Source organism: Enterobacter cloacae complex sp. 370H10, from assembly GCF_050031535.1.
In the GTDB taxonomy this organism is placed as follows: Bacteria; Pseudomonadota; Gammaproteobacteria; order Enterobacterales; family Enterobacteriaceae; genus Enterobacter; species Enterobacter intestinihominis.
Genome location: NZ_JBLGWG010000001.1, coordinates 3,722,163 through 3,740,192 on the forward strand (window position 1 = coordinate 3,722,163; position 18,030 = coordinate 3,740,192).

Annotated in this window: 19 protein-coding genes; 11 read left to right on the top strand and 8 right to left on the bottom strand. The window is 58.3% G+C overall.

Translation table 11 applies throughout. The features are described 5' to 3' along the window. From hycC to hycA, 3 genes are all read right to left on the bottom strand, one after another. Positions 1 to 1,815: a formate hydrogenlyase subunit 3 gene (gene hycC, locus ACQG2Q_RS18320; protein ID WP_063849443.1), complete on the bottom strand. Its 1,815-nt coding sequence runs from the start codon at positions 1,813 to 1,815 to the stop codon at positions 1 to 3. Next, a complete protein-coding gene (locus tag ACQG2Q_RS18325; protein ID WP_022649166.1) occupies positions 1,812 to 2,420 on the bottom strand; it encodes a 4Fe-4S dicluster domain-containing protein in 609 nt (202 codons plus the stop codon). The genes hycC and ACQG2Q_RS18325 overlap by 4 nt, the downstream gene beginning before the upstream one ends. A gap of 72 nt (positions 2,421 to 2,492) precedes the next feature. Continuing rightward, a complete protein-coding gene (gene hycA / locus ACQG2Q_RS18330) occupies positions 2,493 to 2,957 on the bottom strand; it encodes a formate hydrogenlyase regulator HycA (RefSeq protein WP_022649167.1) in 465 nt (154 codons plus the stop codon). 210 nt (positions 2,958 to 3,167) lie between these two features. On the opposite strand from hycA, the gene hypA reads away from it, so the two are divergent. From hypA to flhA, 6 genes are all read left to right on the top strand, one after another. After that, positions 3,168 to 3,518: a hydrogenase maturation nickel metallochaperone HypA gene (gene hypA, locus ACQG2Q_RS18335; protein WP_063849444.1), complete on the top strand. Its 351-nt coding sequence runs from the start codon at positions 3,168 to 3,170 to the stop codon at positions 3,516 to 3,518. Between the two features lie 3 nt (positions 3,519 to 3,521). Next, positions 3,522 to 4,385, top strand: a complete 864-nt coding sequence (gene hypB, locus ACQG2Q_RS18340; RefSeq protein ID WP_032625971.1) for a hydrogenase nickel incorporation protein HypB — start codon at positions 3,522 to 3,524, stop codon at positions 4,383 to 4,385. Then, entirely contained in the window at positions 4,376 to 4,648 is a 273-nt protein-coding gene (locus ACQG2Q_RS18345) for a HypC/HybG/HupF family hydrogenase formation chaperone (RefSeq protein ID WP_045308750.1), read from the top strand. Before hypB ends, ACQG2Q_RS18345 begins: the two co-directional genes overlap by 10 nt. 3 nt (positions 4,649 to 4,651) lie before the next feature. Continuing rightward, positions 4,652 to 5,773, top strand: coding sequence for a hydrogenase formation protein HypD (gene hypD, locus ACQG2Q_RS18350; RefSeq protein ID WP_063849445.1), 1,122 nt, complete (start codon positions 4,652 to 4,654; stop codon positions 5,771 to 5,773). Then, positions 5,770 to 6,780: a hydrogenase expression/formation protein HypE gene (gene hypE, locus ACQG2Q_RS18355; protein WP_023298473.1), complete on the top strand. Its 1,011-nt coding sequence runs from the start codon at positions 5,770 to 5,772 to the stop codon at positions 6,778 to 6,780. Before hypD ends, hypE begins: the two co-directional genes overlap by 4 nt. Before the next feature lie 63 nt (positions 6,781 to 6,843). Next, complete coding sequence (flhA, locus tag ACQG2Q_RS18360) at positions 6,844 to 8,916, top strand: formate hydrogenlyase transcriptional activator FlhA (protein WP_063849446.1); 2,073 nt, start codon at positions 6,844 to 6,846, stop codon at positions 8,914 to 8,916. A gap of 130 nt (positions 8,917 to 9,046) precedes the next feature. Here flhA and ACQG2Q_RS18365 read toward each other — a convergent pair whose 3' ends face one another. Next, positions 9,047 to 9,391, bottom strand: a complete 345-nt coding sequence (locus ACQG2Q_RS18365) for a nitrous oxide-stimulated promoter family protein (protein ID WP_022649174.1) — start codon at positions 9,389 to 9,391, stop codon at positions 9,047 to 9,049. 165 nt (positions 9,392 to 9,556) lie between these two features. On the opposite strand from ACQG2Q_RS18365, the gene ACQG2Q_RS18370 reads away from it, so the two are divergent. Both ACQG2Q_RS18370 and mutS read left to right on the top strand, forming a co-directional pair. Continuing rightward, on the top strand, positions 9,557 to 9,787 hold the full coding sequence (locus ACQG2Q_RS18370) for a SymE family type I addiction module toxin (RefSeq protein ID WP_022649175.1): 231 nt from the start codon (positions 9,557 to 9,559) through the stop codon (positions 9,785 to 9,787). 113 nt (positions 9,788 to 9,900) lie between these two features. Beyond that, positions 9,901 to 12,462: a DNA mismatch repair protein MutS gene (gene mutS, locus ACQG2Q_RS18375; protein WP_022649176.1), complete on the top strand. Its 2,562-nt coding sequence runs from the start codon at positions 9,901 to 9,903 to the stop codon at positions 12,460 to 12,462. A gap of 140 nt (positions 12,463 to 12,602) precedes the next feature. On the opposite strand, the gene ACQG2Q_RS18380 is transcribed toward mutS, so the two are convergent. The 3 genes from ACQG2Q_RS18380 to ACQG2Q_RS18390 are packed head-to-tail and all read right to left on the bottom strand — an operon-like array spanning position 12,603 to position 14,854. After that, a complete protein-coding gene (locus tag ACQG2Q_RS18380; RefSeq protein WP_003862116.1) occupies positions 12,603 to 12,824 on the bottom strand; it encodes a non-oxidative hydroxyarylic acid decarboxylases subunit D in 222 nt (73 codons plus the stop codon). A 10-nt stretch (positions 12,825 to 12,834) separates the two neighbouring features. Further along, complete coding sequence (locus tag ACQG2Q_RS18385) at positions 12,835 to 14,262, bottom strand: non-oxidative hydroxyarylic acid decarboxylases subunit C (protein ID WP_023298476.1); 1,428 nt, start codon at positions 14,260 to 14,262, stop codon at positions 12,835 to 12,837. After that, positions 14,252 to 14,854: a non-oxidative hydroxyarylic acid decarboxylases subunit B gene (locus ACQG2Q_RS18390; RefSeq protein ID WP_003862111.1), complete on the bottom strand. Its 603-nt coding sequence runs from the start codon at positions 14,852 to 14,854 to the stop codon at positions 14,252 to 14,254. The genes ACQG2Q_RS18385 and ACQG2Q_RS18390 overlap by 11 nt, the downstream gene beginning before the upstream one ends. Positions 14,855 to 15,028: 174 nt before the next feature. Here ACQG2Q_RS18390 and ACQG2Q_RS18395 point away from each other — a divergent pair, with 174 nt between their 5' ends. After that, positions 15,029 to 15,436: a MarR family winged helix-turn-helix transcriptional regulator gene (locus tag ACQG2Q_RS18395; RefSeq protein ID WP_022651767.1), complete on the top strand. Its 408-nt coding sequence runs from the start codon at positions 15,029 to 15,031 to the stop codon at positions 15,434 to 15,436. On the opposite strand, the gene ACQG2Q_RS18400 is transcribed toward ACQG2Q_RS18395, so the two are convergent. Then, on the bottom strand, positions 15,433 to 16,320 hold the full coding sequence (locus tag ACQG2Q_RS18400) for a LysR family transcriptional regulator (protein ID WP_063849448.1): 888 nt from the start codon (positions 16,318 to 16,320) through the stop codon (positions 15,433 to 15,435). The genes ACQG2Q_RS18395 and ACQG2Q_RS18400 overlap by 4 nt on opposite strands. Positions 16,321 to 16,429: 109 nt before the next feature. Here ACQG2Q_RS18400 and ACQG2Q_RS18405 point away from each other — a divergent pair, with 109 nt between their 5' ends. Together ACQG2Q_RS18405 and ACQG2Q_RS18410 are read left to right on the top strand one after the other, a co-directional pair. Continuing rightward, positions 16,430 to 17,632 carry an MFS transporter gene (locus tag ACQG2Q_RS18405; RefSeq protein WP_063849449.1) on the top strand — a complete coding sequence of 401 codons (1,203 nt, stop codon included), beginning with the start codon at positions 16,430 to 16,432 and terminating at the stop codon, positions 17,630 to 17,632. Further along, positions 17,629 to 18,006 (top strand): DUF4440 domain-containing protein, encoded by a 378-nt coding sequence (locus tag ACQG2Q_RS18410; protein ID WP_023298479.1) that lies wholly within the window; start codon positions 17,629 to 17,631, stop codon positions 18,004 to 18,006. Before ACQG2Q_RS18405 ends, ACQG2Q_RS18410 begins: the two co-directional genes overlap by 4 nt. Positions 18,007 to 18,030: the final 24 nt, after the last annotated feature.

The following is an 18,030-nucleotide window of genomic DNA, read 5'->3' on the forward strand; positions in this document are numbered from 1 at the left end:
TCAGGCTCCTCGTGAAATGACAATCACCACCAGCACCGCCAGCTCGATCAGCGCCAGGCGGCGGAACAGCACGGGCACGGCGGCACTCTGCCAGCCCGGCACCCAGCCCACCGGGTTCAGCCAGTGGCGCAGCTTCAGCACGGCGGCGAAGTTCTCCTTCACCGGCATGGCGAAACCGTGGGCGGTGATGACCATCGACTGCTCGTGTTCGTAGCCGCAGGCCCACGCCGCGCCGCGCGAGCGGGAGGCGAGACGGTCGCGTCTGAAGAACAGCATCAGCACGAACGGCAGGAGCGGCGCGGCAATCAGCAGCAGCGCCATCATCGGCTGGGACACGACGGTATGCGCCGTAGCCAGCGGCAGCGGAATGGCGTGGCCCAGAAGCGGCAGCAGCCACGGCGCGGCAACCCCACCTGCGATACAGCACAGCGCCAGCGCGACCACGCTGGTCGCCATCAGCACCGGGGCGCAACAGGCGTTTTCCGCTTCGCGGGTGCGCGGCGCGCCCAGGAAGGTGACGCCGTAAACCTTTGCCATACACATCACCGCCAGTGCCCCGGTAATCGCCAGCCCAACCGCCAGCAGCGGGCCGAGCAGCCGCGCGATAAACGCGTCGCTCTGGCCGAGCGCGAAGAAGGATTGATAGATCACCCACTCCCCGGCAAAGCCGTTCAGCGGCGGAAGCGCGGCCATCGCCATCAGCCCGACCAGCATCGCCAGCGAAATGACGGGCATTTTTTTGCCAATCCCGCCGAGCTTTTCAATATCGCGGTGCCCGGTGCGAAACCAGACGCTGCCCGCGCCGAGGAACAGGGTGCTTTTAAACAGGCTGTGGTTGATAAGGTGATACAGACCGCCAATAAACCCGGCGGCAATCAGCGCCGGCTGGTTGAGCGCCAGCCCGCTGACACCCGCGCCCATGCCGAGCAGGATGATGCCGATATTCTCCAGGGTGTGGTACGCCAGCAGGCGCTGGATGTTATGCTCCATCAGGGCGTACAGCCCGCCGACAAATGCGGTGATCATCCCCGCAATCAGCAGCGCCACGCCCCACCACAGCGGCGGCTGGCCGCCCGTCAGGGTTATCGTCAGGATGCCGAACAGACCGACCTTCATCACCACGGTGGAGAACAGCGCGGCAGCCGGGGCCGAGGCATTGGCATGCGCCTGCGGCACCCAGCCGTGCAGCGGGATAATCCCGGCCAGCAGGCCAAAACCGATTACGCCCAACAGCCAGACGTCATTCCCCAGCGGCTGGCCGTTAAGCACGGCAAAGTCCAGCGTGCCGAAACGCTGCCACACCAGCCAGCAGGCCAGCGCCAGCAGCAGCGTGCCGAGTCGTCCGAGCGCAAACCACAGCTTGCCGGAGGCGCTGCATCCGGTCAGGAACACGCCGCACAGGGCCATGATTTCAGCCATCACCACCAGCGCGCCGAGGTTGCTGGCGACAACGGTGCAGACCGCGGCGGCCATCAACAGGTTGACCAGCAGGCCGTTGGCGTTGGTGTGCTGATGGCGGTGCCAGTCGATATTAAACAGGCTGATAAACAACCCACACAGACCAAAGGTGACCAGCCAGATGGCATTTAGCGGCGTAAGCTCAACGGCGTGGTGGATCAGCGGGATGAGGGTGTCGACGGATTGGCCGTCGATCAGGACAACGCCGCCCGCCGCCAGCGTCATCAGGCTGCCGACCGCTCCGCCGATACCGGCGATCCAGCCGCTCAGCGTTTTATGGAAGGAGAGGAGCAGCGCCAGGACAGCGGCGGTGGCAAACCAGGCCACGCCGCTGGTCATCATAACTATCGCGTTCATTTCGCCCCCTCGTTAAGCGCCCGCAGCAGCGAAAGATCGCCGACGTCAGTATTGATGGTCAGCTCGCGCTTGCGTTTGCTGGTGCGGGCGATGTCGCGAATATTAACCAGAATTAACGCTTTGGTCGGACAGGTGCGCACGCAGGCCGGACCTTGTTCATCGAAGCTGCACAGGTCGCACTTCACCGCAACGGCACGAATGCCCGGCACCCAGTCGAGCAGCGTGCTCACGCGTGCCGGAGCCGGTGGCGCAGGCGGCGCTTTCGGGGTGTTGGCATTCGCCGGAATATGCAGCGGACGGCTGCCGGAAAACTCAATGGCGCCGAACGGACAGGCGATGCCGCACAGCTTGCAGCTCACGCACAGGCTTTCGTTCAGCTGTACCGCGCCGTCAACGCGGGTGATGGCATTGACGGGACAGACGCCTGCGCATGGCGCGTCTTCACAGTGGTGACAGAGCTGCGGGGCAGACTCTTTCTCATTACGCATGACGCGCAGGCGCGGCATGGACTGTAGCCCGTGCAGGCGGTGTGTTTCCGAGCACGCCGCCTCACAGGTTCGACAGCCAATACAGACCGTCGAGTCAGCAATTACAAAACGGTTCACCGGGTCATCCTCTGGTGATGGTCATTTTTGACGAAAAAAACTGTCTTATCGACACTTCTCGACACTCGCTTTTCAGGCCACGTTCGCGGAGGATTTTCCGTCGATCAGCTGTTTCAGGTTGATCGGCTGATCGTGCTCAACGGCAGCGTAGAGGCCGTTATAAACCGGCGCGATTTTCTCCAGATAGTGCTCCAGCACCTGCTGGCGATCGCGGGTGCTGACGTGACCGTCCACCATGCCGTCGGCCATCAGTTGGGCTTTCGCAATACACTGTTTTTCACCCTCTTTTGTCTCAACGTAATACTCAATGGTGTGGCTGTTGAAGCTCTCCGCCAGGGTGACAAAAATCGTGAAGTGTCCAAACAACACAAAGCGCATATCCCCCTGCGCCGCGCAGCTCATGGCATGGTGCAGACGGGCTTTTGAGAGGGTGATCCCCTGAATCAGAGAGTTGCAGTAGAGGTGCCACTGATCCTGAAGCTGCTGATGACGTTGCGCGATGTAATCCGCTTTTTCGCTAATTTCCCAAATAGTCATAAAAGGTATCCGGTTAATGGAGTTAGCGGCTGTTAAGCAGATTTCGTGCCAGTTTTTAATTTATTGATTTATATGGATTTTAAAGAGATGCGCACTGTCACCGCTGCGGTGTCGACGTGTCATTTCGACAGCGTTGACATCGTCACGCCGTAACGCAAATCAAGCTGGCACTGTTATTGCATTAAAGGGGCAATTCATTAAGGAGGCGTCATGCACGAAATCACCCTCTGCCAGCGGGCACTGAAACTTATCGAACAGCAGGCTGTGCAGAACCATGCGAAGCGCGTGACCGGCGTCTGGCTGAAGGTCGGGGCGTTTTCCTGCGTCGAGACCAGCGCCCTCACCTTCTGTTTTGAGCTGGTGTGCCGCGGCACGCTGGCGGAGGGTTGCGCACTGCATATCGAGGAGCAGCAGGCGGAGTGCTGGTGCGAGCAGTGTCAGCAGTACGTCACGCTGCTGTCATCGAAGGTACAGCGCTGTCCGCAGTGCCAGAGCAGCGGGCTGCGCATCGTGGCGGATGACGGTATGCAGATCCAACGCCTCGAAATCGAGAAGGAGTAATGTATGTGTAGTACCTGCGGTTGCGCTGAAGGCAACCTGTATATAGAAGGGGATGAACACCGTCCCCACTCCGCGTTTCGCTCCGCACCCTTTTCTCCTGCCCCGCGTCCCGCGGCGGCACTGACCGGCATCACCTTTGCGCCGCAGCGTTCAGACGCGGGCGACCTGCATTACGGCCACGGCGAAGCAGGCACCCACGCGCCGGGCATCAGCCAGCGCGAGATGCTGGAGGTGGAGATCAATGTGCTGGACAAAAATAACCAGCTCGCCGCTCGCAATCGCGCCCGCTTTGCCGCCCGTCAACAGCTGGTACTGAACCTGGTCTCCAGCCCCGGCTCCGGTAAAACCACCCTGCTGACCGAAACCCTCAAACGACTGAATAAACGTGTCTCCTGCGCCGTTATCGAAGGCGATCAGCAAACGGTAAACGACGCGGCGCGCATCCGCGAAACCGGTACGCCCGCGATTCAGGTCAACACCGGCAAGGGCTGCCACCTGGATGCGCAGATGATTGCCGACGCCGCCCCGCGCCTGCCGCTGGCGGATAACGGCATCCTGTTTATTGAAAACGTCGGCAACCTGGTCTGCCCGGCAAGCTTCGACCTCGGCGAGCGGCATAAAGTGGCGGTGCTCTCCGTGACCGAAGGGGAAGACAAGCCGCTGAAGTATCCACATATGTTTGCCGCCGCCTCCCTCATGCTGCTGAACAAAGTCGACCTGCTGCCGTACCTGAATTTCGACGTGGATAAGTGCCTGGCTTACGCCCGGGAAGTGAACCCGGACATTGAGATCCTGCTGGTTTCCGCCACGCGCGGCGACGGGATGGACGCCTGGCTGAACTGGCTGGAGAGCGAACGATGTGCATAGGCGTCCCCGGACAAATTCATTCGATCGACGGCAATCAGGCCAAAGTGGAGATCTGCGGCATCCTGCGCGATGTCGATCTGACGCTGGTGGGCAGCCACGATGAGACCGGCGCAACGCGTCTCGGCCAGTGGGTGCTGGTCCACGTGGGGTTTGCCATGAGCGTGATTAATGAGGAAGAAGCCCGTGACACGCTGGACGCGCTACAGAATATGTTCGACGTTGAGCCGGACGTGGGTGCCCTGCTGTATGGTGAGGAACGATAACACATGCGTTACGTTGATGAATATCGCGCGCCTGAGCAGGTGTTGCAGCTTATCGATCGCCTGAAAACCCGCGCGTCCCTGCTGGACTACACGAAAGAAAAACCGCTGCGGATCATGGAGGTGTGCGGCGGACACACCCACGCCATCTTTAAATTTGGCCTCGACCAGCTGCTGCCGGAGAACATCGAATTTATCCACGGCCCCGGCTGCCCGGTGTGCGTGCTGCCCATGGGGCGCATCGACAGCTGTCTCGACATCGCCAGCCGCCCCGGTGTGATTTTTTGCACCTTTGGCGACGCCATGCGCGTACCGGGAAAAAATGGCTCGCTGCTCCAGGCGAAGGCGCGCGGCGCGGACGTGCGGATCGTCTACTCACCGATGGATGCCCTGACGCTGGCGATGGCTAATCCTGAGCGTAAGGTGGTCTTTTTCGGGCTGGGTTTTGAAACCACCATGCCCGCCACCGCTATCACTCTCCAGCAGGCGAAAGCCCGCAACGTCACTAACTTTTACTTTTTCTGCCAGCACATCACGCTTATTCCCACGCTGCGTAGCCTGCTTGAAGCGCCGGACAACGGCATCGACGCCTTCCTGGCACCAGGACACGTCAGCATGGTGATCGGCACAGAAGCCTACGGTTTTATCGCTGAACAGTACAATCGTCCGTTAGTGGTGGCTGGTTTCGAGCCACTTGATCTACTGCAAGGCGTGACCATGCTGGTTGAGCAGAAAATAGCGGCCCTGAGTGTGGTGGAAAATCAGTATCGCCGCGTGGTGCCCGATGCAGGTAACAGACGGGCACAGCAGGCGATAGCCGACGTGTTTAGCGTCGAAGGCGACAGCGAGTGGCGCGGACTGGGGCTGATTGCCGGATCCGGCGTACACCTGACGCCCGCGTATCGCGCCTTCGACGCCGAAGCGCATTTCCGCCCGCAGCCGCAGAAGGTGTGCGACGATCCCCGCGCCCGCTGTGGCGACGTACTCACCGGCAAATGCAAGCCTCATCACTGCCCGTTATTTGGCAACGCCTGTAACCCGCAAACCGCGTTTGGCGCGCTGATGGTCTCTTCCGAAGGGGCATGCGCCGCGTGGTATCACTATCGCAACCAGGAGTGTGAAGCATGAACACGGTGGAAATGGCGCACGGAAGCGGTGGACAGGCGATGCAGCAGTTGATTAACAGGCTGTTCATGGAAGCCTTTAACAACCCCTGGCTCGCCGAGCAGGAAGATCAGGCGCGTATTGACCTCGCGGCCCTGACCGCCCACGGCGACAGGCTGGCGTTCTCTACCGACAGCTACGTGATTGACCCGCTGTTCTTCCCGGGCGGCGATATCGGCAAGCTCGCCGTCTGCGGCACGGCAAACGACGTGGCCGTCAGCGGCGCGATCCCCCGCTACCTCTCCTGCGGGTTTATCCTCGAAGAAGGGTTACCCATGGAGACGCTCACGGCGGTGGTCAACAGCATGGCGCACACCGCCCGCGAGGCGGGGATCGCCATCGTGACCGGGGATACCAAGGTGGTGCAGCGCGGCGCGGCGGATAAGCTCTTCATTAACACCGCCGGAATGGGGGCGATCCCCGCCGACATTCACTGGGGCGCGCAGCAGCTTTGTGCAGGCGACGTGCTGATTGTCAGCGGCACGCTGGGCTGCCACGGGGCAACCATCCTGAACCTGCGCGAAGGCTTAGGGCTGGATGGCGAGCTGCACAGTGACTGCGCGGTACTCACGCCGCTGATCCAGACGCTGCGCGACATGCCGGGTGTAAAAGCCCTGCGCGACGCCACGCGAGGCGGCGTGAATGCCGTCGTACACGAATTTGCCGCAAGCAGCGGCTGCGGAATTGAACTGACCGAGCGCGGCCTGCCCGTTAAGCCTGCTGTACGCGGGCTGTGCGAGCTATTAGGGCTAGACCCGCTTAACTTTGCCAACGAAGGCAAGCTGGTGATCGGCGTGGAACGCACGGCGGCGGAAGCCGTACTTGAACAACTGCGCGCACATCCCTTAGGGAAAGACGCGGCCATCATCGGCGACGTGGTTGAGCGCAAAGGGGTGCGCCTGACCGGGCTTTACGGCGTGAAGCGCACGCTGGATCTGCCGCACGCTGAACCGTTACCCCGAATTTGCTAGACCGCGCCAAAAGCGGTCAGCGCTGAATGTCTCTTTTTTGCCAGTTTCTATTGGAAAGCAATAATGCCGTATACACCGATGAGCGATCTTGGACAGCAGGGCCTGTTTGACATCACGCGCACACTTTTACAACAGCCCGATCTCGGCGCGCTGAGCGATGCCCTGACGCGGCTGGTCAGGCAATCAGCGCTGGCGGACAGCGCCGCCATTGTGCTCTGGCATAGCGCAACCCACCGCGCGAGCTATTTCTCAACGCGTGATAACGGCAAAATCTTCGAATATGAAGATGAAACGTTTCTGGCCCACGGTCCGGTGCGACGTATTCTCTCCCGCCCGGAAGCGCTGCACTGCAATTTTGACCAGTTTCGCCAGGCCTGGCCGAAGCTGGCAGAGAGCAACCTTTACCACCCGTTCGGCCACTACAGCATGCTGCCGCTGGCGGTGGAAGGGCAAATTTTTGGCGGCTGCGAGTTTATCCGTAATAACGACCAGCCCTGGACCGAGGCTGAGTACGAGCGGTTGCATACCTTCACGCAGATTGTGGCCGTCGTGGCAGAGCAGATCCAAAGCCGCGTCACCAATAACGTGGATTACGACCTGTTGAGCCGCGAGCGCGATAATTTCCGCATACTGGTCGCCATCACCAATGCCGTGCTGTCGCGTCTCGATATGGACGAACTGGTGAGCGAAGTCGCCAAAGAGATCCATCACTATTTCAGGATCGATGCCATCAGCATTGCGCTGCGCGGCAACCGTAAGGGCAAGCTGAACATCTACTCCACCCACTACCTCGACGAAGCTAACCCGGCGCACGAGCAAAGCGAAGTGGACGAAGCGGGAACCCTGTCTGAACGGGTATTTAAAAGCAAAGAGATCCTGCTGTTAAACCTCAGCGAGCAGGATCCGGTAGCGCCCTACGAGCGGATGCTGTTTAACACCTGGGGCAACAAGATCCAGACCCTGTGCCTGCTGCCGCTGATGTCCGGCAACACCATGCTCGGCGTGCTTAAACTGGCGCAGTGCGATGAAGCCGTATTTACCACCGCCAACCTGAAGCTGCTGCGCCAGATCGCCGAACGTATCTCCATTGCGCTGGATAACGCCCTCGCCTATCAGGAGATCCACCGTCTGAAAGAACGGCTGGTGGACGAAAACCTGGCGCTGACCGAGCAGCTCAACAATGTGGACAGCGAGTTTGGCGAAATCATCGGACGCAGCGATGCCATGTACAACATCCTCAAGCAGGTGGAGATGGTGGCGCAGAGCGACAGCACGGTGCTGATCCTCGGTGAAACCGGCACAGGGAAAGAGCTGATTGCCCGGGCGATCCACAACCTGAGCAACCGCAACAGCCGCCGGATGGTGAAGATGAACTGCGCGGCGATGCCTGCGGGCTTACTGGAAAGCGACCTGTTCGGCCACGAGCGCGGCGCGTTTACCGGCGCCAGCAGCCAGCGGCTGGGCCGTTTTGAACTGGCGGATAAAAGCTCATTGTTCCTCGACGAAGTGGGCGATATGCCGCTGGAGCTTCAGCCTAAGCTGCTGCGCGTTTTGCAGGAGCAGGAGTTCGAGCGCCTCGGTAGCAACAAGCTGATCCAGACCGACGTGCGTCTGATTGCCGCCACCAACCGCGATCTGAAAAAAATGGTCGCCGACCGCGAGTTTCGCAGCGATCTTTACTATCGTCTGAACGTCTTCCCGATCTGCCTGCCGCCGCTGCGCGAACGCCCGGAAGATATTCCGCTGCTGGTGAAAGCCTTTACCGCGAAGATTGCCCGTCGGATGGGGCGAAATATCGACAGTATTCCTGCCGAAACGCTACGCACCCTTTCGGCGATGGAGTGGCCGGGGAACGTGCGCGAGCTGGAAAACGTCATTGAGCGCGCGGTCCTGCTGACGCGCGGGAACGTGCTCCAGCTCTCCCTGCCAGAGGTTACTCTCTCTGAAACGACCGTGGCCGCAAGCGAGCTTGCGAAAGAGGGAGAAGATGAATATCAGCTCATTATGCGAGTGCTGAAGGAGACCAACGGCGTGGTAGCCGGACCGAGAGGTGCGGCGCAACGGCTGGGGCTGAAGCGTACCACCCTGCTCTCGCGTATGAAGCGTCTGGGAATCGATAAAGAGAGCCTGAAATAACCCGTCATTCCGTCAGCGGGTACATATCGCTCCCGCGCTGGCGCAGGGATATTTGGTGCTCTTTTTCTGTCTGCCTGCGCCACGCCGTCGCCCTGAGCGTGATTTGTCGTCCACTGCGGCGCTGAGCCGGTTATTTTTTGGGCCGATACTTTTCCGGTAATTCCGGAACCGGACGACGATCGTCGATCAGATGTCGGATGGTCAGAATAGGATGACGCCATAACATACGTGGCCCTGCCCAGCGCATTACCTGCTTCATCTCTTCCCGTCGGGCGGGCTGATAACAGTGCACCGGGCACTGTTTGCAGGCAGGTTTTTCCTCACCAAACACGCATTTATCCAGCCGCTTATCGGCATAAGCCTTAAGCGCCGAATAGTGCCCCTCTTCTTTTATGGCGTGCGGACACCTGTTTTCGTACAGGGCGATCATTCTGGCGATCGTCTTTTTTTCTCGTGAAATACGTTTACCGGACATAACGTCGTCCTCAACAATAAAGTGCATTTATAATACCTTTTTATCCGCACATTTTCAGTTATTGCATTCCGTTTTCTGAAGCGTCCTTCCAGAATTACCCCTCCCCTCGCTGCGTTTTACTGGTATTTTATACAGGTGTAAATAACCGCATTCACCGGAGAGCTTATGCAACAGATCGCGATCGCCAAACCCTATCGGCACTTAAAAGTGGGTTACTTCAGAAAACGTCATGAAGACCGTAAAACGAAAATTCCAAAACGCTACAGCGTACACGCAGCGCTGAGCCTGAAAGGCGACTGGCTTGAACAAGCGGGATTTACCACCAACTCGCAGGTTCGGGTGGGCGTCGAGCACGGAAAAATCATCATTGAATTAATAGCGGAAGATGCCTCGTAAAGTCGTGACTTTTTTCTGCGCCGCACCTTTTTTTCATGCGACAATAGAAGGAACAATCGGCCATTGAGCCGCTCAAAGCGTAATATTTTCAAAGAAATGGATATCATAACTCCATGAGCACAATCGACAATTTCGACGCGCATACGCCGATGATGCAGCAGTACCTGAAGCTGAAGGCACAGCATCCGGAAATTCTGCTGTTTTACCGTATGGGCGATTTTTACGAGCTTTTTTATGACGATGCGAAACGTGCGTCTCAGCTGCTCGACATTTCTCTGACGAAACGTGGCGCGTCGGCAGGCGAGCCCATCCCGATGGCGGGTATCCCGCATCACGCGGTTGAAAACTATCTGGCGAAGCTGGTGAACCAGGGCGAGTCTGTCGCTATCTGCGAACAAATTGGCGACCCGGCCACGTCGAAAGGCCCCGTTGAGCGCAAGGTCGTACGCATCGTGACGCCGGGAACCATCAGCGATGAAGCCCTGCTTCAGGAGCGCCAGGATAACCTGCTGGCGGCGATCTGGCAGGACGGTAAAGGATTTGGCTACGCCACGCTGGATATCAGCTCCGGTCGTTTTCGCCTGAGTGAACCGGCTGACCGTGAAACCATGGCGGCTGAACTACAGCGCACCAATCCGGCAGAACTGCTTTATGCAGAGGATTTCGCCGAGATGGCGCTGATTGAAGGTCGCCGCGGCCTGCGTCGTCGTCCACTGTGGGAGTTCGAAATTGATACCGCGCGCCAGCAGCTGAACCTGCAATTTGGCACGCGCGATTTGATTGGCTTTGGTGTGGAAAATGCCCCGCGCGGGCTATGTGCCGCAGGCTGCCTGTTGCAGTACGTGAAGGATACGCAGCGTACCGCCCTGCCCCATATCCGTTCAATTACCATGGAGCGTCAGCAGGACAGCATCATCATGGATGCCGCCACGCGCCGCAACCTGGAGATCACGCAGAACCTCGCTGGCGGCATGGAAAATACGCTGGCGTCGGTTCTTGACAGCACGGTTACCCCCATGGGCAGCCGTATGCTCAAACGCTGGCTGCATATGCCTATCCGCAACACCGAAACGCTGATTGGCCGTCAGCAAACCATTGCCGCATTGCAGGATCGTTACACCGAATTGCAGCCGGTGCTGCGTCAGGTGGGTGATCTTGAGCGTATCCTGGCGCGCCTGGCATTGCGTACCGCGCGTCCACGCGATCTCGCCCGTATGCGTCACGCTTTCCAGCAGTTGCCGGAACTGCGCGCTCAGCTGGGAGAGATCGACAGCGCGCCAGTGCAAAAGCTGCGCGAAACCATGGGCGAATTTACCGAGCTTCGCGAACTGCTGGAACGCGCCATCATTGATGCGCCGCCTGTTCTGGTGCGGGATGGCGGGGTTATTGCTCCGGGTTATAACGAAGAGCTGGACGAATGGCGTGCGCTGGCCGATGGCGCGACGGATTATCTGGATAAGCTGGAAATCCGCGAGCGTGAACGTCTGGGGCTCGACACCCTGAAAGTCGGCTACAACGCCGTACACGGTTACTATATCCAGATCAGTCGTGGGCAGAGCCACCTGGCACCGATTCACTACGTTCGCCGCCAGACGCTGAAAAATGCCGAGCGCTACATTATTCCCGAGCTGAAAGAGTACGAAGACAAAGTGCTCACGTCGAAAGGTAAAGCGCTGGCGCTGGAGAAACAGCTGTATGACGAGCTGTTCGACATCCTGATGCCGCATCTGGCTGACCTTCAAATGAGCGCCGCTGCGCTGGCCGAGCTGGATGTGCTGGTAAACCTGGCCGAGCGCGCCGAAACGCTGAACTACACCTGTCCTACCTTTACTGACAAGCCCGGCATTCGCATTACCGAAGGTCGCCATCCGGTGGTTGAGCAGGTGCTGAACGAGCCGTTTATTGCCAACCCGTTGAACCTGTCACCGCAGCGAAGAATGCTGATCATTACCGGCCCCAATATGGGCGGTAAAAGTACCTATATGCGCCAGACAGCCCTTATCGCGCTGCTCGCCTACATCGGCAGCTACGTTCCGGCGCAGAAGGTTGAGATTGGCCCTGTCGACCGTATCTTCACCCGTGTGGGTGCGGCTGACGATCTGGCGAGCGGTCGCTCTACCTTTATGGTCGAGATGACCGAAACCGCCAACATTCTGCATAACGCGACAGAGAACAGTCTGGTGTTGATGGACGAAGTAGGACGCGGTACCTCCACCTATGACGGCCTGTCCCTGGCCTGGGCGTGCGCGGAAAGTCTGGCGAATAAAATCAAGGCGTTGACGCTATTCGCGACGCACTATTTCGAACTGACACAGCTGCCAGAGAAAATGGAAGGCGTGGCTAACGTCCACCTTGATGCGCTTGAGCACGGCGACACCATCGCCTTTATGCACACGGTGCAGGACGGCGCGGCAAGCAAGAGCTATGGCCTGGCCGTCGCCGCGCTGGCGGGCGTGCCGAAAGAGGTGATTAAGCGCGCGCGTCAGAAATTGCGTGAGCTGGAAAGTTTGTCACCGAATGCGGCAGCTACGCAGATAGATGGTACGCAGATGTCACTGCTGGCGGTGCCAGAAGAGACCTCTCCGGCTGTGGAAGCGCTGGAAAATCTCGATCCGGATTCGCTGACGCCGCGTCAGGCGCTGGAGTGGATTTATCGGTTGAAGAGTCTGGTTTAGTTCTCTGCGGTCTTTTTTGCCGGGTGGCGGCTTCGCCTTACCCGGCCTACAAAACCCGTAGGCTCGGTAAGCGTAGCGCCACCGGGCAAAGGACCGCACGATATTATCGCCCGGTAAGCGCAGCACCTCCGGGCTTTTTATTACAGCAGCGGCGGGATCGTCGGCACCTGCGGTGCCTCATCAATATCCTTCTGCGTCATGCGGAACGCTTCCGGGTAATGCTCGCGGCTGGTACGGCGCAGCGGTTCGGTATCGCGCCAGGTATACAGACAGTGCTGACACTGGTATACCGTCCAGACACCTTTCACCGGTGATGTTGCCATCACCTCAATATGTTCATCGGCACAACGTGGACAAATCATTTTTTCCTCCTTATTGACGTGCCGCCAGCATCGCGGTCAGTTTTTCGGCCCAGGCTTTGGTTTCAGGGAGATCCTGTACCGGCTGGCTGTAGTGACCACGGTTGTCCGGAGCGACAGGGGTGGTGGCATCAATGATCAGCTTGTCAGTGATCCCCGCCGGGCTGGAGCCGGGGTCAAGCTCCAGCACAGACATATTCGGTAGCTGCACCAGATCGCCAGCCGGATTGACCTTCGATGACAGCGCCCACATCACCTGCGGCAGGTTAAACGGATCGACGTCCTCATCCACCATAATCACCATTTTCACGTAACCCAGACCGTGTGGCGTGGTCATGGCGCGGAGCCCGACCGCACGGGCAAAACCGCCGTATCGTTTTTTGGTGGAGATAATCGCCAGCAGGCCGTGGGTGTACATGGCGTTTACCGCCTGCACTTCCGGGAATTCCGCCTTCAGCTGCTGATAGAGCGGCACGCAGGTAGCGGGCCCCATCAGATAATCAATCTCGGTCCACGGCATCCCCAGGTAGAGAGATTCGAAAATGGGTTTTGTGCGGTAAGAGACTTTATCAATGCGCACGACCGTCATGTTGCGCCCGCCGGAGTAGTGTCCGGTAAACTCACCGAATGGCCCTTCAATCTCACGTTTTCGGCCTTCAATCACCCCTTCCAGGATCACTTCCGACCCCCACGGCACATCAAAACCGGTCAGCGGAGCCGTCGCAATCGGATACGGACTTTCGCGTAGCGCACCGGCCATCTCATACTCGGATTGATCGTATTTCAGCGGCGTGGCGCCCATCAGGGTGATGATCGGATCGTTACCCAACGTAATAGCAATGGGCAGATCTTCGCCGCGCTCTTCTGCCTTATGCAGATGCAGCGCGATATCATGCATCGGCACCGGTTGCAGGCCGAGCTTACGCTTGCCCTTCACTTCCATACGGTAGATCCCGACGTTCTGTTTGCCGAAGTGATCGGGGTCGAGCGGATCGCGGGAGACAACGCACGCTTTATCGAGATAAAAGCCTCCGTCACCGTCGTTCAGGCGGAACAGCGGCAGAATGTCGAACAGGTTGATGTCTTCCCCGTCCACCGTGTTCTGCGCCCAGGCCGGATTTGCACGACGCTCTGGCGAAACGGGGAATTTGTCCCAGCGACGAATAAACTCGTCGATCTGTTTTTTCACCGGGGTATTTGCTGGCAGCCCCATCGAAATAGCGTGGTTTTGCCACGAGCCGATAGTGTTCATCACCACACGGGCATCGGTGAAGCCGCGAATATTATCGAACCACAGCGCAGGCGCACCATCGCCAATGCGTCCGGTAGCGTTGGCGGCGGCCGCTAAATCCGGCTCAGCGTTTACCTCTTCCTCAATTTTCAGCAGCTGCCCTTGCTCATCGAGCGCCTGCAAGAAGCTTCTCAAATCATCAAATGCCATCTTTATTCTCCTGTGAAAAATGTTTCGCTGCCTGCAAACCTTCCCAGCGTCGGGCTTTTTTATGCTCCAGACCAAACTGGTCGAGAACGCGGGTCACGATATGCTGGGTTATGTCATCGGCGGTTTGTGGGTGGTTGTAGTACGCAGGCATAGGCGGCACCATCGCCACGCCCATGCGGGAAAGGGCAAGCATGTTCTCAAGATGGATGGTGCTGAGCGGCGTTTCACGCGGAACCAGCACCAGCTTGCGTCCCTCTTTCAGCACCACGTCTGCCGCACGCCCTACCAGCCCTTCGGCGTAGCCCGCGCGGATACCCGCCAGCGTTTTCATGCTGCACGGAATGACGATCATGCCGTCGGTGCGAAACGAGCCGGAGGAGATGGTGGCAGCCTGATCGGCCGGGCTATGGACGACATCCGCCAGTGCAGCAACGTCATGCGCAGTGAAGGGCGTTTCCAGCTCAATCGTGGTTTTTGCCCACTTCGACATCACCAGATGCGTTTCCACCTCCGGCATTTCCCGCAGCGCCTGCAACAACGCCACGCCTAATGGCGCACCCGTCGCGCCCGTCATTCCCACAATCAATCTCATTCAGCACCTCAATTAGTTTGTTCGTATACGAACATATTAACTAAACTACGCCTCGATCCTGCTGCTGACAAGATCGTTCGCATACGATCACACTATTCGCTAAAAAAACTCTCGCGTTAAAATTCAGCCCGAGAGCGGCTATCATAGAGGGAGTATTTTTCCGTCGGAGTGTCCATGGAGTTAAGACAAGAAGCTTTTCACCTGCTACGTCAGCTTTTTCAACAGCATACCGCCCAGTGGCAACACGCATTGCCCGAACTGACCAAACCACAATATGCGGTGATGCGGTCAATTGCTGAAAATCCTGGCATTGAGCAGGTTGCCCTGACTGAAGTCGCGGTGAGCACCAAAGCGACGCTGGCAGAAATGCTGAGCCGCATGGAAGCACGCGGCCTGGTCAGGCGCGAGCACGATCCGGCGGACAAACGCCGTCGGTTTGTCTTTCTGACGGCCGAAGGTGAGGCCCTGCTTGAGAGCAGTAAACCGATTGGAAATGAGGTGGATGAGGCGTTTTTAGGGCGCCTTAACGGCGCGGAACGAGAGCAATTTTCAGCGCTCATTAAAAAGATGATGCAGGGTTAAGTAACCCTGACGCGCATAAAATCAATAAATGTTCGCACTTTCGCGGGCACATGCCGGGCATCGGGATAAACAGCATAGATGCCCTGCTGAGCAAACGTGTACTCCGGTAACAGCGAGACCAGCGTCCCTGTATCCAGTGCGTTACGCACCAGCCACTCCGGCAACAGCGCCACCCCACATCCCGCGAGGGCAAAAGCCATCAACGCCTGGGCACTGTCTGCATACAGGCGCGGCGCTTTTCTGATCTCAAAGGAAACAGGATGCCGATCAACGCCTCTCACCTGCCAGCGCAGCGGCGACGTTAAACGCTCGTGAATGATCCAGTCCGCTTCCGCCAGTTGCTCCAGCGAGTCAACCGGATGGTTTGCCAGCCAGCATGGCGTCGCCACGGGCAGGATGGTGAAGGAGGTCATCAACGCGGCGTGGTAGCGCGAATCTGCAAGCGTGCCGAGCCGGATAGCGACATCGAAGCGCTCGGCGATAAGATCGGCATGCAAAGAGGACGAGACATGCCGCACGTGGAGATCAGGGTGCAGCTGGCTAAACTCAGCCAGCAAAGGCACTACTACCTGCGAGCCATACTCGGGCGTGGTGGTGATCCGCAGTTCTCCCGTCAGCCCGGCGTGGTTGGCGCGAACATCATCCTGCAATCGCTCTGCATCCCGTAACAGCATCACGCTTCGTTGATGAAAGAGCTTCCCCGCTTCGGTCAGCGTCAGGCGTCGGGTGGTTCGCAGCAACAGGGTGACGCCCAGCTCCTCTTCAAGCTGACGAATATGAAAGCTGACCACCGCTTTTGTCAGCCCCATCGCCTCCGCCGCGGCGGTGAAACTGCCGGTGTCCGCTACGGCGATAAACATCGCCGTACGCTGTAAATTAAGCATCGCTTGCCTGGTTAACTGTCAAAATAATGTTGACAGTATATCGTCCTTTGTCGCGTTTATCCGTAACGCGCGGGCCGATACGATACGCCACCTCACCGGAGGAACTTCCATGACGTATCGCAGCAAAATCGCCGTCGTCTTTCTGCTCGGCTTTTTCCTTGATTTGATAAACATGTTTATTGCCAGCGTCGCCTTTCCGGCGATGGCTCACGCATTCAATACCACACCTTCCGCGCTTGCCTGGGTAAGTAACGGATACATTGCCGGGCTGACGTTAGTCATCCCATTCAGCAGTATTCTGACGCGCCGCGTCGGGCCGAAGCGCGTTATTCTGCTCTCACTGCTTCTCTTTAGCGCGGCCTCCGTTGCGGCGGGTTTCTCATCTTCGCTGGAAAGTTTGATTGCCTGGCGCGTCGTGCAGGGCGCCGGAGGGGGTTTACTGATCCCGGTTGGTCAGGCGCTGACCTGGCAACAGTTTAAGCCTCATGAGCGGGCCAGACTCTCCTCGGTGGTGATGCTGGTCGCGCTGCTTGCCCCCGCCTGCTCACCGGCTGTGGGCGGCATGCTGGTTCAGACATTCAGCTGGCGCTGGATATTTTTTGCCACCCTGCCCGTCGCCATTGTCACCTTTGTTTTGGCCTGCGCGTGGCTTAAAACAGAACCGTCACCGATAAACACCACCAGAATAGTAAACCTGTCTTTGCTGACGGATCCGCTGTTGCGCTTATCCATGCTTATCTATGTGTGCGTACCCGGCATCTTTATTGGCGTGAACGTAACGGGCATGTATTACCTTCAGAGCGAGGCCAATATGACGCCCACCGCAACGGGCATGCTTATGCTGCCGTGGTCTGTGGCATCGTTTTTGGCTATCACCGCGACAGGACGCTATTTCAACCGTATCGGCCCGCGGCCGCTGGTGGTCATCGGTTGCCTTTTGCAGGCAACGGGCATTCTGCTTTTAATTAACGTCGGCCCGGCTATGCTGTTACCTGCCGTTGCGTTTGCGTTAATGGGTGCGGGGGGAAGCCTTTGCAGCAGTACGGCTCAGAGCAGCGCGTTTTTGACAACGCGGCGGGAAGATATGCCTGATGCCAGTGCGCTATGGAATCTGAATCGTCAGTTGAGCTTTTTTGCGGGTACCCTGCTGCTGGCGCAGGCGCTGAGCTTCATGCAAGCTTATTTTACGCCGCTGGCCGCCTGGCACGGGATGTTTATTTTTGCCGCAGTTATCACTCTGCTGCCCGTACTGTACGTCTACCGTCTTAATAACACGCAGTTACTTGCGCAACTGCAACAGGAGCAACCATGACTCATTTCGAACAAGAGATCCTCGACATCCACGTCGCCCTTGAAAACTGGTTAGGTGCAGGCGAAGGCGAACAGGACGCCCTGCTCGCCCGTTTCCGTCCGGATTTTCTGATGGTTCCACCGAGTGGCACCCATTTAGATCATCACGCTCTGGCCCAATTTTTATATGCGCAGCGGGGAACCCGACCCGGGCTCAGGATCGGTATTGATGCGTTAACAACGCTTCAGACATGGGACAACGGCGCGGTGCTCCATTACCGGGAGACGCAAACCCGGCCTGGCCAGCCCGTCAACGTGCGCTGGTCAACCGCGGTGCTTAATCAGGAAGGGGATAACATCACCTGGCGTTTGCTGCACGAAACGGCGCAATCGTAAGGCATAAAAAAGGCCCGTCTCACG

Bases quoted from the DNA above. Each gene is read 5' to 3' on its own strand.
- hycC (WP_063849443.1), bottom strand. From the start codon at position 1,815: ATGAACGCGATAGTTATGATGACCAGCGGCGTGGCCTGGTTTGCCACC.
- hycA (WP_022649167.1), bottom strand. From the start codon at position 2,957: ATGACTATTTGGGAAATTAGCGAAAAAGCGGATTACATCGCGCAACGT.
- hypA (WP_063849444.1), top strand. From the start codon at position 3,168: ATGCACGAAATCACCCTCTGCCAGCGGGCACTGAAACTTATCGAACAG.
- hypB (WP_032625971.1), top strand. From the start codon at position 3,522: ATGTGTAGTACCTGCGGTTGCGCTGAAGGCAACCTGTATATAGAAGGG.
- ACQG2Q_RS18345 (WP_045308750.1), top strand. From the start codon at position 4,376: ATGTGCATAGGCGTCCCCGGACAAATTCATTCGATCGACGGCAATCAG.
- hypD (WP_063849445.1), top strand. From the start codon at position 4,652: ATGCGTTACGTTGATGAATATCGCGCGCCTGAGCAGGTGTTGCAGCTT.
- hypE (WP_023298473.1), top strand. From the start codon at position 5,770: ATGAACACGGTGGAAATGGCGCACGGAAGCGGTGGACAGGCGATGCAG.
- flhA (WP_063849446.1), top strand. From the start codon at position 6,844: ATGCCGTATACACCGATGAGCGATCTTGGACAGCAGGGCCTGTTTGAC.
- ACQG2Q_RS18365 (WP_022649174.1), bottom strand. From the start codon at position 9,391: ATGTCCGGTAAACGTATTTCACGAGAAAAAAAGACGATCGCCAGAATG.
- ACQG2Q_RS18370 (WP_022649175.1), top strand. From the start codon at position 9,557: ATGCAACAGATCGCGATCGCCAAACCCTATCGGCACTTAAAAGTGGGT.
- mutS (WP_022649176.1), top strand. From the start codon at position 9,901: ATGAGCACAATCGACAATTTCGACGCGCATACGCCGATGATGCAGCAG.
- ACQG2Q_RS18380 (WP_003862116.1), bottom strand. From the start codon at position 12,824: ATGATTTGTCCACGTTGTGCCGATGAACATATTGAGGTGATGGCAACA.
- ACQG2Q_RS18385 (WP_023298476.1), bottom strand. From the start codon at position 14,262: ATGGCATTTGATGATTTGAGAAGCTTCTTGCAGGCGCTCGATGAGCAA.
- ACQG2Q_RS18390 (WP_003862111.1), bottom strand. From the start codon at position 14,854: ATGAGATTGATTGTGGGAATGACGGGCGCGACGGGTGCGCCATTAGGC.
- ACQG2Q_RS18395 (WP_022651767.1), top strand. From the start codon at position 15,029: ATGGAGTTAAGACAAGAAGCTTTTCACCTGCTACGTCAGCTTTTTCAA.
- ACQG2Q_RS18400 (WP_063849448.1), bottom strand. From the start codon at position 16,320: ATGCTTAATTTACAGCGTACGGCGATGTTTATCGCCGTAGCGGACACC.
- ACQG2Q_RS18405 (WP_063849449.1), top strand. From the start codon at position 16,430: ATGACGTATCGCAGCAAAATCGCCGTCGTCTTTCTGCTCGGCTTTTTC.
- ACQG2Q_RS18410 (WP_023298479.1), top strand. From the start codon at position 17,629: ATGACTCATTTCGAACAAGAGATCCTCGACATCCACGTCGCCCTTGAA.